The following is a 230-nucleotide window of genomic DNA, read 5'->3' on the forward strand; positions in this document are numbered from 1 at the left end:
GCGGTGGGCGGGTACACCGACGTGCAAGTGCCGGATAACCTGATCGTGCCGGGCTGCGAGCGTATTACCCCGGACATGCTGCCGCTGGCTGACCTCGATCAGGCAGGGATTGATCGGGTCGTTGCGAGCGTGCCGGGCGGCCTGGCCAACATTCAGGACATCTACGCCCTGGCCCCCTTGCAGGAAGGCATTCTCTATCACCATCTGGCCGCGGATGAAGGTGACCCCTA

Annotated in this window: 1 pseudogene; it reads left to right on the top strand. The window is 63.9% G+C overall.

The window, feature by feature from the left end:
* Nucleotides 1-230: pseudogene (locus AO068_RS03865) on the top strand (hypothetical protein); the annotation flags it as partial.

It is taken from the genome of Pseudomonas sp. ICMP 3272 (assembly GCF_001466905.1).
GTDB lineage: Bacteria > Pseudomonadota > Gammaproteobacteria > Pseudomonadales > Pseudomonadaceae > Aquipseudomonas > Aquipseudomonas amygdali.